The following is a 14,268-nucleotide window of genomic DNA, read 5'->3' on the forward strand; positions in this document are numbered from 1 at the left end:
TAAATGTGTATAGAAAAGGAGTTTAAAAAGAGTAATTTTGCGGCATGCATTTTATGTGCAGATTACTTTCAAAAAAACTTTATTCACGATGAGAAGATTAATTTTTTTATTTGTTTTTGTGTTGTTTGTTGGGTTGGCAACTGCACAATCAATTATTAATGTTTCTATTGAAACGGACTATTCTTTGGGTACGAATAACTTCGAGGCGGGGAAGCTCACTGTGGAGGCCAATATACCTAATGGTACTTCGCTGGTGACCATTACCTTACCTGATGGGGTAACTTACAAAAATAATTCGCTTGTTTTTGATACTTCCATATCAGGGGCGGCTGGTAATCCTACGGCTTCATCGGTAAGTGCTTCGGGCAATCAACTTACCTTTAATCTTGGAGTAACTTCTGCTGGTGCTGTTAAATTTTCCATCGTTAAGGAAATGTCTCCGCAAGCACATTTTGCTGTTCGCAACGGGCAACAGTTGAAAGATAAGGTAAAAATTCAGAACGGAACAACCTCTGATGAAAAAGTCTCTAACGACCATTACTTCTATAAGTACCCCATTATGAATTTACAACAAATGGACGCTAATACTACTGTTGTAAAAAATACGGAGTACACAGGTAGTTTCGTTATACTCAACGGAGGTACTGCAACCGCAGAAGATGTGTATTTTACTATTGAGTATCCCGAAGGCATTAGTGGAGGGGAGGTACGCCTAAATTCAGCAACGGGGACGATACTCACATCTTACCGTACAGAAGGCAACAAAAAATTTTTCAAGATAGCAAAAACGCAGTTTGCTGGAGCTAACGGCTTGGTTCCTGCTACTTCTGTTACGGTTTTTGATAAATATACCGTTACGGTTAACTGTTTAGATAAAAATATCACCTATACAGCCAATTGGGGAAAAACTGGTGATGTAAACGATTGGTATCAAGCGGATGACACTGCAAATAGAAAATTACGTCGTGTAGCTACCCCTGAGGGAGAACCCAGACTTGAATACACACGAAAAGATCCGACAAGTCCTAATGTAAATAATGGTTATGATAATATAGATTATACCAAGACCTATTTCATCATAGATAAAGGGCTTTGTGCTACTGTGGGGGAATCGGTAGGAAAGGTAAGGCTTTCATTTACCAACTACGGATCAAATACCTCTTTGAGCTCTGCAATATATAAGGTAGCTATTTACATAAAACAAGAGAGTTCGAGTTACTTTCCAGTCCTTTTTAAACCAGATAACGTGAAGGTAGGAACAAAAGTACTTACCACAACCCCAGTAGACACTTCGGGGCTTACCAATAAAGTAGATTTCAGTTCGTTGAATGCCGACCCCGATGGATCGGGAGGTTTAGATGACCTTGATGGTGACGGCGTTTATGACGATTTACCATCAATGGCGACTTTTGTTTTGGAATACGACTTAATAAAAGTTGAAGACTCGTCCAATAAATGTGGCTCCACTAATTATTATTCATATTTATATTACCGATATGATCCGTACATAACCTATCAAACCTTGTGTGGTAATAAGATGGGTGGGCAAGGGGCTGATCCACTTCAAGGAGCACGTTACTTACGAGATTGGACTTTTTATAGAAATTACCAAGCCCCAGACGCCTCGTTTGTGGTGCCTACTTTGTTTGAAGGAGAAGCCGCAAAACAGGTGCATTTTGCCATAGGACAGGCTCCCAATTATTGGATAAGAGAGGTAGGCTCTACGGGTCAGGAAGAAGCTAGATGGCGCATACGCTACAAAATCACCCTGCCTTCTAACGTAACGGCTTCCAATTTTAAATGGTATAAATCCAATGGATATGAAGTTCTTCCCCCTACATCGGGGCAGACCGTAATACCCACTATTTCAGGGAATGTATATACCTTTGAGGCTCTTGAAGATAATGTCAGAGGATATATAACGATGGATCTTGCTGCCAATTGCGGAGCAAGTTCTAATACTACTATCGATTATGAAATTTCGCACTTGGATCATTATGGTAAGCCCCAACAATGTGCCGTCAGGTTGATATGCGATAGCAAGCCTATAAGAATTATTTGTGGAGATGATTGTGATAATGATGGACCTCAAATAGATGCAACATATGCTGAAAGGGCTGAAAATTCATTAGGGTGGACTGACCATACGATGCAAATTCGACATACCAAAGCAACCTTACGACCTATAGCTCCAGAGCTATTGGAATATGCCCTTGAACACGATGATGTAGAGGTGTTTGCTAAAGGAAAGCAAAATCGGGGCAACGCCGACAATCTATATTATCGTTTTAAAACGGGTAAAAACGTAGCGCTGAAGCCTAAATCGGTTTTAGTAAAATTCACAAACGGAACTCGTGCAGGTACTCAGTACACCATTAATGCCGATCCATCTACGCTAACTCAAATAAACAGTGGTTCAGGAATTAATCGGCAAATGACCTTTGATTGGAATTTGACCCAAGCGTTAGGTGGGCAACCTTTGTTACAAGGCGAAACCTTTGAGGTAACGGCTACCTATCAAGTAACTAAATACGATTGGGTCGTAGGTTATGATATATCTTTTGACAATTATACAACACAACGTTACGTAGGAGAGTCTTCTCATTTTTATATGAAAAGAGCAGGAACCGAATTGTATTGTGGAGCACCTCGTACGCCTGAAAATATGAAAATTATTTTGTTGTATCCCTTTGATGGCACTAATGGGAACCAAAGAACCAATGCTTGTATTCCTAAGGATGTTGATGGGAATCTATTACATATAGGTAAACGTCATAAGGGGTCGAATATATCGCTTACTAAACACGAGTTTCGTCCTGATCGTTTGATAAAGAGTTTTAAATTTACCCTACCCAAAACTTATTCAGTAACCGAAAGGGTACGCTATCAATATAGAATAGCACAACCCAGTGATAGCGGGGAAAAATTCATAACTAAATATTTTGAGTATTCTGACTTTATTAAAAGTGAAACGGCTGATTTTGTTACTTACGAAATTCATAATGAATACGATCCTGTAACCAAAACCTATAAATTGCCACCAGGTTTAATTTCAAAAACGAATGACTATGCTACCTACATAAGGGTAACAGTTATTGGTTCGTGTCGTTCTACCCAGTCAGGGTTTACCACAGGTAAAAACAACACCCCTGATGATGTAATAATATATCCTACTTATTATGATGATTTTTACCATTATGCAGGAATTAATCTTGACCCCTCGGTTTCTAATCCACCTGTGGATCAACTAAAAACGATCTCGTATGATTTGGATATGATTAACAAGCCTACCATAAAATTAGAATCATCGGGTAACAATGAAGTAGTACTTACAGAGGCAGTAACAGAACTAAAAGTAAAACTCACAAATTTAGGTACGATATCAAAAGCGCCTTACACTTGGATTTCTATCCCCGATGTGCAAGGAGTTGAAATCTTAGGGTTTTATGATGGGGCGGACGCCATTACGCATTCACCTACTATTACAGGACAAAAAATGTATCATCTTTCAAAGCAAGGGTTAGCCCCTAATACCTCAAAAGAATACCGGGTTTTGGTTCGCTTGACGAATTGCCAAGATGCGACATTAAGTTTGTATGCAGGTTGGAATTGTACTTCGTTCTCAAAAGGATATAATGATCCTGAAACGTGTAGCAGTGCTAATACGACAGGATTGGATAATGCAAAAACTTCGTTTACACTGAAATCCGCAGCTAGTGAAACACAACTTGAACGTACCGTAACGCCTTATCCAGAAACACCTGGAAGCCAAATAGGTCGTTTGCATATGTGTGAAGACAACTGGTATGAGTACGAAATTAATAACGGAAAACCGGGTAACGTGGTAGATATTAAAATGTCTATTGCCAAAGCAACGGGTATCGACATCCACGAGGTACAGGCGTTTTATCCGTCAAACAGCACAGTAACTCGTACCCTTACAGCCGTTACAGTGGGGAATAATTTGGAATACAACTTATTGAATGCTGGTGAAATCCTTAAAGGTACGGCAGCTGCATCAGGAACTAATTCGCCTGAACGTAAAATACGTGTTCGCGTAAATGTGAAACCAAAGTGTGATTTCCGTGTAGGATCAACGTTCAGTGTTGAGGTTTTAGGTAAAAACGTTTGTGGCGGAGCTCTTGAAGGTACGCGTGATAACGCTATTACTGCGGGAGTTGATGGGGTGAATTCTGCGAACTATACGGTAAATAATACCCTTGTCAGAAAATCGGGTAATGCTAATTATTGTGCAACTGGAGTCGGAGCTGTATACGAAGGTATGCATCAAATTCAAGCCTCTGGAGGAAATTCTAGTGGAGCTGACGGAAAAGTAATCGTTAAAATACCTGATGGATTCCAGTACGTTACAGGAACGTTTACCGTTACCGGAAAGAACGGAACTTTTGCTGATCCTGTTTTGGAATCAACAACACAAAATACTGACCATCAGGAATTGGTTATAAAAATACCTTCGGGTATGCAAAACCTTAACTATTTTAAATATGAAATAACCATTAAACAAGAAAATTCTCCTGCGGTGGATTGTGCACAATTAGCCAAAATAGATTATTATACGGTTGATGTGGCTAATAATGTGTCGTGTAATGGAACAGCTTGTCCATCTATCATAGCATTAACTTCGCCAGAGAAAACTGTTGCTATTGAAACCGATAGGGCTAAACTTAGCATTGAAAATCTGAGTATAAATTCAGCGGTTACTGGCGGTCAGGAACAGTTGAACTTCGCTTTTGATATAAGAAATAATAGTGCAACGATTGGTTATACCGGTGATTTAAAAATTTCGTTTTATGATGATACCGATAATAATGGAATCATTGAAGAGCCTGAAAAAATTGTCGGTAAAGAAATTGTTATTTCTGGAAAAACATTTAATGCCAACGATGTTGTTCAAAATTTAACCGGTACGGTTTCATTCCCTGAAAATCAGATTTGTCGATTGTATGTAAAAATTTCAGGGCAATCGAACCATTGTTTGTGTGATTCCCCTGTTTTACAAGCACCTATACCCAACCCGATTTCGGGCTTGGTAACGGATTTAACTGCTTGTGTAGGAGAACAGGTTTCGTTTGTCTATGTAGCAACAGCACCTAACTATCAAAGCTATCAATGGACGGCTACCAACATTGCTGATTTGGCGTATTTGTCTTCATCAAATATAAAAGACCCTGTGTTTACCTATACAGGAGTGTCAAGTACAAATACAAGAACCATTACTTATGGATTGAAAGTAACACGAACCAATGGCTGCGAATCTACCCAATCGGTAACAGTAACCATTAAGCCTTCATCAGCTATAACTGTTACAAGTCCACAGGACTTTTGTGATACGGCTACAGTGTTGGATTTGAAATCACGTATCAACCCATCAAATCCGAATGTTGTAAAAGTATATAATGGAAGTTTGTTGTTAGACAATGCCACGACCTTGACACACGCCACAACCTATCAGGTTACCCAAACTCCCGCAGGGCAATGCGAAAGTACTAAAGCTAACGTACAGGTAAATGTTTTATCTACACCAAGTATTCCTGTTGTTCAGGTTGTTGAAAAATGTGGAGTAGCCGTAACAACTGCTACTATAACCAATTATGACGCAAGTTTAACATATGAATTAACTCCTAATACGGCAACTGTAAGTGGTAACCAGATAACAGGTTTGCAAATTGGCATCGATTATACGCTGACGGTTAAAAGAGGTAACTGCTTGGCAACTTCTGCGAATTTTAGCGCCAAAGCAGCATTGCCCGCATCTGTATCTCCAACAGTTACAGACCAAATGTTCTGCCCGTCAACAGCAATGGCAACCTTTATAGCTACGCCAACGGCAGGTCATACCTTACGTTGGTACGATACGGTAACTTCAACTACTTTTGAAACCACTGCACCAAATGTTTCGTTAAGCGTGACTACCAAAACAACGTTTACCAAATATGTAAGTCAGGTAAATGCAGAGGGTTGTGAAAGTGATAAAGTACCTGTAACCATCACTATTGATGATACCCAAGATCCTGTAATTGATAATTTAGCAGATTTGACCATTAGTTGTCAAGCTACTGATATTGATAATCAGGTAAATAATTGGTTGTCAACAATTGCTATTACAGATGCTTGTGGATCGGTAGCTACTACGACAAATAATTACCAGGCGGTTAAACCGACTGATTGGTGTAATGTATCGGGTAATACGGTAACAGTAACCGTTACATCAACAGACACTTTTGGCAATACGGCTACTAAAACAGTGTTTATTAAATTGGTAACTATAGATGCTGTTAATGACAATTTCGGGGTAGTACAAGCAAATACAACCACTACGGGAAGCGTTTTGGATAATGATAAATTAGGAACAGCTTCGGCAACCACTGCCAATGTAGAGATTAAAAATGTGGTTAGTCCGCACGCCGGAATAACCATTGCTACAACAGATGGTAAAGTGAGTATTGCTAATGATGTCCCATCAGGAACCTATACGCTGACGTATACCATTTGTGCAAGAGTAAATGGTACCCCTTGCGATGAAGCTACGGTAACGGTAACGGTTGAAAACGGCATAGTCGCCGAAGATGATGATTTAGGACCGGTAGTATCGGGAGGTACCACTACGCAAACGGTTATTAGTAACGATAAGCTTAATGGTACGCCTGTGGTTATAGGCACAGGAGTAGGTCAGGTAACCCTTACACCAATCATTACCCCAACAGGCATTACGATAGATGCTACTAACGGAAAAGTAACGGTAGGAACGAATGTTTCGAGCGGAGTTTATACGTTGACCTATAAAATTTGTGAGAACGGCTCGAATCCGTTGAATTGTGATGATGCTACGGTAACGGTAACGGTTGAAAACGGCATCGTAGCTGATGATGATGATTTAGGAACGGTAGTATCGGGAGGTACGACTACGCAAACGGTTATTAGTAACGATAAGCTTAATGGTACGCCTGTGGTTATAGGCACAGGAGTAGGTCAGGTAACCCTTACACCAATCATTACCCCAACGGGCATTACGATAGATGCTACTAACGGAAAAGTAACGGTAGGAACGAATGTTTCGAGCGGAGTTTATACGTTGACGTATAAGATTTGTGAGAACGGCTCGAATCCGTTGAATTGTGATGATGCTACGGTAACGGTAACGGTTGAAAACGGCATCGTAGCTGATGATGATGATTTAGGACCGGTAGTATCGGGAGGTACGACTACGCAAACGGTTATTAGTAATGATAAGCTTAATGGTACGTCTGTGGTTATAGGCACAGGAGTAGGTCAGGTAACACTTACACCGCTTATTACCCCAACGGGTATTACGTTGAATGGCGACGGAAAAGTAACGGTAGGAACGAATGTTTCGAGTGGAGTTTATACGTTGACCTATAAGATTTGTGAGAATGGAGCGACCCCTGATAATTGTGATGAAGCTACGGTAACGATCACGGTTCAAAACGGCATAGTCGCCGAAGATGATGATTTAGGACCGGTAGTATCGGGTGGTACGACTACACAAACGGTTATTAGTAATGATAAGCTTAATGGTACGCCTGTGGTTATAGGCACAGGTACGGGTGAGGTGACCCTTACACCAATCATTACCCCAACGGGCATTACGTTCAATGGCGACGGAAAAGTAACGGTAGGAACGAATGTTTCGAGTGGAGTTTATACGTTGACCTATAAAATTTGTGAGAATGGAGCGACCCCTGATAATTGTGATGATGCTACGGTAACGGTAACGGTTCAAAACAGCATCGTAGCTGATAACGATGATTTAGGACCGGTAGTATCGGGAGGCACGACTACGCAGACGGTTATTAGTAATGACAAGCTCAACGGTACGCCTGTGGTTATAGGCACAGGTACGGGTGAGGTAACGCTTACTCCAATAGTTACCCCAACGGGCATTACGATAGATGCTACTAACGGGAAAGTAACGGTAGGAACGAATGTTTCGAGTGGAGTTTATACGTTGACGTATAAGATTTGTGAGAATGGAGCGACCCCTGATAATTGTGATGAAGCTACGGTAACGATCACGGTTGAAAACAGCATCGTAGCTGATAACGATGATTTAGGACCGGTAGTATCGGGAGGCACGACTACGCAGACGGTTATTAGTAATGACAAGCTCAACGGTACGCCTGTGGTTATAGGTACAGGAGTAGGTCAGGTAACGCTTACTCCGCTTATTACCCCAACGGGCATTACCATAGATACTACGAATGGTAAAGTTAGTGTTGCTAATAATGTACCGAGTGGTGAATATACATTGACGTATACTATTTGTGAGAACGGCTCTAATCCGTTGAACTGTGATGCAGCTACGGTAACAATCACGGTATTATCATCAAACACGGTATTGGCGATTTCTGACATTAACAATACGTATTTGAATACTTCTGTGAGTGGTAATGTATCTACTAATGATGAAGATCCTCAAGGGGATGCATTGGAATTTAGTTTGCTAACGGCTTCGAATCATCAGGGTCATAGTTTGGTGTTTAATTCGGATGGTACATACGTGTTCACGCCTAAGGAAGGTTTTACGGGAGTTGTGGTTTATGAGTATGAGGTTTGCGATAAGGGGATGCCTCGAGCTTGTGCTACGGCAACGTTAACGATAGGGGTATTTGCGCAACTTAATGCGAGTGCTAATACGGTATTTGCCAATGATGATGCGGTACGCACTAAGGTAGGAACTCCTGTGTTGATTTCGGTATTGGCAAATGATATTGACGTGGAAGGGGATACCTTTGAGATTACGAGCCATCCGAGCCATACGTCTTATGGTAGCTTGTCGTTGTCCAATGGTAAATTTATTTACACGCCTAATGCGGGTTATGTAGGGGTAGATAGTTTCACTTACACGATATGTGATAATCGCACTACGGATAAGGCTTGTTCTACAGCTACGGTAAGGGTATTGATTTTATCCGATACGTCAAGCAATACGACCTTTGCTAATGATGATGCTTATAACGGAGATAAAAACAGAGTGATTTCTGGTAATGTATTGAGTAATGATGTGGATCTTGAAGGAAATGGTCAAACGACAACATTATTGTCGGGCGCTACTAAAGGAGTGGTAGTGTTAAATGCCGACGGAACCTTTAGCTATAAGCCTAATATGGGTTATGTAGGTCCAGATAGTTTCACTTATAAGTTGTGTGATGATGGCACACCAGAGGCTTGCGCTGTTGCTACAGTGTATTTGACGGTAAATGAATCGGAGAGCATTGTGGCTAATAATGATGACTTTACAAACACCCCAATTCGCAATATGGTGGGAGGTGTATTGGGTAGTGTACTTACCAATGATACGTATTTGGGAGTACCGATTAGTTCAGGACAGGTGAGTGGTGTTACGCTGTTATCTGATGGAGGTCTTACGGGAGTGACTTTAGATGGTTCGGGTCATTTGACGATTCCACAAGGAGCTACGGAAGGTACTTATACGCTAACTTATGAGGTCTGTGAAAAGAGCAAGGGTAGCTGTGCTACGGCTGAGATTTATGTACGTATCATAAAGGGTTGTCCGCTGAACTTCTACAACGGATTATCTAATAATGAAGACGGTACTAACGACGGTTTTGTAATAGACGGTATTGAGTGTTATCCTAAAAATAAGGTACGTATTTATAATCGTTGGGGGGTTAAAGTCTTCGAAACGGAAGGTTACAACAACAAGGAACGCTTGTTTAGAGGGATTTCTAACGGACGAGTAACGGTAGATGTGGATAAAAAACTTCCGCAAGGCACGTACTACTATGTATTGGAATACACCGATGCTTCAAATCAAACGCATAGTGAGGCGGGTTGGTTGTACATTAAGCGATAGTTTTTATATATAAGCATAAGCCGGATGTTTTTTCATTCGGCTTTGCTTAACTAAACGAAAAGGAAAAAAAATCGAACAAGGAAAAAAGAAATAAAGATTCAGTTATGAAGGGAAGTAATAGATTTGTACTCATTTTAATGCTTATGTTTAGTGTATTTGGATATTCACAACAGGAGTCGCAATACACGCAGTATATGTACAACACGATGCAGTTTAATCCGGGTTATACGGGTTCTCGTGGTGTGGGTAGTTTGTTTGGACTTTATCGTACGCAATGGGTAGGTTTGGACGGAGCTCCTAAGACGAGTAATTTGAGTTTTCATACGCCGATAAAGAACAAGAATGTTGGTTTGGGTTTGTCGATTCACCACGAGACGATAGGTCCTCAGACGGACACGAATTTGATGGTTGATTTTTCGTACACGTTGAATTTGGAGAACAGCAAGTTGGCTTTTGGGATAAAGGGTACGGCAGGTTTTTTCCATATTGATTACAATAAGTTGCGTTTGCAGGATTCTGGGGATTATATATTCACGGGAGGTGATAATCGTATTTTTTCTCCGAATGTGGGGGCGGGATTGTACTGGTACTCGGACAATTGGTATTTGGGATTGTCTGTTCCGACGCTATTGGAGACGGATGTTTACTCTCGTAATGATCGTTCGATTTCTGTACTTAAGAACACACAGCATTATTATTTGATAGGGGGTTATGTCTTTGATTTGTCAGATTCTGTAAAGTTCAAGCCTGCGGCTTTGTCTAAATTGGCTTATGGTACTCCTTTGCAGTTGGATTTGTCGGCGAACTTTATGTTTAATGAAAGATTTGTCTTGGGCGCTGCTTGGCGCTGGTCGGCAGCGGTGAGTGCTATGGCAGGTTTTCAGATTAGTGACCGCTGGTTTATTGGTTATGGCTATGATTTTGAGACTACGGAATTGTCGAAGTATAATTCGGGTTCTCACGAAATCTTCTTAAGATATGAATTTATAAAGACGTACAAGAAGGTGGTATCACCTCGTTTCTTCTAAGGGTAATAAAAGGTTAGGATATGAAATTAAGTTACAGATTATATAGTGTATTGTTTTTTGGGCTGTTGTGCTTTAGTGGTTCTTATGCCCAGAACAAGGATTTGGAAAAGGCCAACAAGCTTTACAACAGTTTTGCTTATGTTGATGCCATTAGCATTTATGAGCGTATAGCACGTAAGGGTTTTGAGAATCAGGAGTTGTTGGAACGTTTGGGCAACTCGTATTATTTCAATGCGGATTATCGCAATGCTTTGGTTTGGTATGAAAAGCTTTTTGGTAATTCGCAGTATGAGATTAGTAAGCCGGAGTATTATTATCGTTATGCGCAATCGCTTAAATCGGCAGAGCGTTATGAGGAATCGGATGCGATGATGAACCGCTTTATTGCCCTTACGGAGGAAGACAATCGCGGAACGATATTCGAGGAGAACCGCAATTATCAGCAGGTGATTGCTAAGAATTCGGGTCGTATGGATTTGCATTTGGTGGATATCAATACGGAGTACTCGGAATATGGTACGGCATTTTATGGGGATAAGGTGGTTTTTGCTGCGAGTAACAACAGTCTTTTCAAACCGACTTCGTATTGGACGGGAGAGACGTTTTACAACTTGTATGAGGCACGTCGCGATAGCATCGCTTTGAGTAAAAAATCAGAGTTTTCTTCGGTGTTAAGCACGAAGTTTAACGAATCGACGGCGGTTTTTACCGCTGATGGCAATACGGTTTATTTTACGCGTAATAACTACATCAACAAGAAGGTAGGAATGGATAGTGATAATGCCATTCTTTTAAAGATATTGAAATCTACCAAGGACGCTAATGGTCGTTGGAGCAAACCGGTGGAATTGCCATTTAACAGCAATGTGTATAGTGTGGCACACCCTGCTTTGAGTCCGGATGAGAAGTATTTGTATTTTGCATCGAATATGCGAGGCAGCCGTGGGGCTTCTGATATTTTCCGTGTGGAGATTTTATCAGGCGGAGGATATGGTAAACCGGAGAATTTAGGTGAGAATGTAAATACGGATGGTAGAGAGTCTTTTCCATTTATCTCGAAGAATAATGTCCTTTATTTTGCCTCGGATGGATTTCCGGGCTTGGGCGGTTTGGACATTTTTGCGGCACAGATACACCCTGACGGAAGTTTAGGTAAGGCGGTGAATGTTGGTCGCCCTGCCAACAGTCCGGATGACGATTTTTGTTATGTGATAGACAGCGACACGCGTGTGGGCTTTTTAACCTCGAATCGTTCGGGAGGTGTGGGTAAAGATGATATTTATAGTTTTTATGAGCGTGTACCGTTATATTTTTCTTGTACGAAGTTGATGCGTGGTGTGGTTAAGGATGCGCATACACAGGCGGTATTGTCGGATGCTTCATTGACGCTTTCAGGGGTTGATTTTGAGGCATTGGACAGCATCCAAAGTGCTCAAGACGGAACATTCGCCTTTGCTAAGGAAGTGGATTGCTACAAACCTTACTACTACGTGAAAGGGGCTAAGGAGGGCTATGAAACGGCAGAGGTTAAGGTGTTATCGCAGACGGACAAGGATTTTTATTGTGAGGTATTGCTTACACCGCGGGTGATTCAGGTAACGCAAGGGGATGATTTGGCTAAGGTATTCAAGATAGAGAACATTTATTTTGATTTTGACAAGTCGAATATTCGTTACGATGCTTCGGTACAGTTAGCTAAGATATTGGAGGTGATGCAGGAGTATCCTAAGATGAAGATAGATGTACGCTCGCATACGGATAGCCGTGGTTCGGACAGTTACAATATGGCGCTTTCGGACAGACGTGTTAAATCTACGATTAAATGGTTGATTGCCAATGGCGTCAGTGCGGATCGATTAACAGGAAGAGGCTATGGGGAGAGTCAGCTTACTAACCATTGCAGCAATGGGGTGGATTGTAGCAAGGAGGAACATCAAGCCAACCGAAGAAGCGAGTTTATTATCGTGAGTATGGACTAATATTTTTGAAAATAATAGATTCTATTAAGCAGTACAAGTTTTTAAATTTGTACTGTTTTTTATTTTGGAAAGATTAGGTGAACAGATATTCTTTTTACAAAATCAAATTTAGAGTTTGATATACTTTTACGCAAAAACTGTACCTTAGCAAAAAAATAATTCCTTGATGAAAACGCTGTATACATTGTCTATTTATGTGGTTGGTTTTATACTGAAAATCATAGCTTTATTCAATAAAAAAATCAAGCTTTTTGTTCAGGGGCGCAAGAATGTATTTCCTTATTTAAAGGAAAACATTCAAAAAGGAGAGCGATATGTTTGGGTACATACGGCTTCGCTAGGCGAGTTTGAGCAAGGTCTTCCTGTGATTAAAGCTTTGAAAAACAAAGGGAAAAAGATCTTGGTTACATTTTTTTCGCCTTCGGGGTACGAGGTTCGTAAGAATAGCCCCGATGCTGATATGGTGGTTTATCTGCCTTTGGATACTCCGAAAAATGCCCGAAAATTTCTGGAAATCGTTCAGCCCGAAATGGCAGTTTTTGTAAAGTATGAATTTTGGTATCATTACCTTAATCAGCTTAAAAATAGAGGAATAAAAACCTATTTACTATCTGGTATTTTTCGAGAAAATCAGATTTTTTTCAAACCTTACGGAGTAATGATGCGCGATGCACTACGATGTTTTAATCATTTTTTTGTTCAGAATGAAACGTCTAAAAAATTACTTCAATCCATTGGTTTTGAAAATGTAACGGTGAGTGGTGATACGCGTTTTGACCGCGTTTCCGAGATTGTAAAACGAGATAATGTTTTGGATTTTATGGAGGCATTCAAAGGAGATTCGCTTTGTGTGGTTTTCGGAAGCTCTTGGGAAAGCGACGAGGAAATTTATTTGAAAGCGATAAATTATTCCAATAGTCAAAATGTAAAGTTTGTTATTGCTCCTCACGATATAAAACCCGAGAAAATTGAGAGTTTCCGACGAAAAATAGCTTTGAAAACCGTATTTTTTTCACAAAAAGAAGGAAAGAACTTATCCGAATACGATGTTCTGATGTTGGATACAATCGGGATTTTAACCAAGGTGTACAGCTATGCTGATATTGCTTATGTAGGCGGTGGAATGGGCAACAGTGGGTTACACAATGTGTTGGAACCAGCTGTTTTTGGAATTCCTGTGATGATTGGTAAGAATTATGATAAGTTTGCCGAAGCCAAAGCATTGGTGGAAAGGGGAGGGGTAATCTCTGTTTCGACCGAAAAAGAGTTGCAAGAGAAACTACATTTACTTATTCAAAACCCTAATAAAAGATCAGAAATGGGTGGAATCAACAAGGATTTTATCCAAAAAAGCAGCGGAGCTACAGAGAAATTTCTAAATTTTGTACTTTCAAATAGAATGTAA

General features: G+C 40.5%; 4 protein-coding genes. All 4 read left to right on the forward strand.

The features are described 5' to 3' along the window. Positions 1 to 88: 88 nt before the first annotated feature. A complete protein-coding gene (locus CGC47_RS07410; RefSeq protein ID WP_095900193.1) occupies positions 89 to 9,856 on the forward strand; it encodes an Ig-like domain-containing protein in 9,768 nt (3,255 codons plus the stop codon). A gap of 104 nt (positions 9,857 to 9,960) precedes the next feature. Next, complete coding sequence (locus CGC47_RS07415; protein WP_095900194.1) at positions 9,961 to 10,884, forward strand: PorP/SprF family type IX secretion system membrane protein; 924 nt, start codon at positions 9,961 to 9,963, stop codon at positions 10,882 to 10,884. A 20-nt stretch (positions 10,885 to 10,904) separates the two neighbouring features. Next, a complete protein-coding gene (locus tag CGC47_RS07420; RefSeq protein ID WP_172458714.1) occupies positions 10,905 to 12,863 on the forward strand; it encodes an OmpA family protein in 1,959 nt (652 codons plus the stop codon). A 175-nt stretch (positions 12,864 to 13,038) separates the two neighbouring features. Beyond that, the gene (locus CGC47_RS07425) at positions 13,039 to 14,268 is read left to right on the forward strand and encodes a 3-deoxy-D-manno-octulosonic acid transferase (protein WP_042000159.1); all 1,230 of its coding nucleotides are present in this window, start codon (positions 13,039 to 13,041) and stop codon (positions 14,266 to 14,268) included.

This window comes from Capnocytophaga canimorsus (assembly GCF_002302565.1).
Lineage (GTDB): Bacteria > Bacteroidota > Bacteroidia > Flavobacteriales > Flavobacteriaceae > Capnocytophaga > Capnocytophaga canimorsus.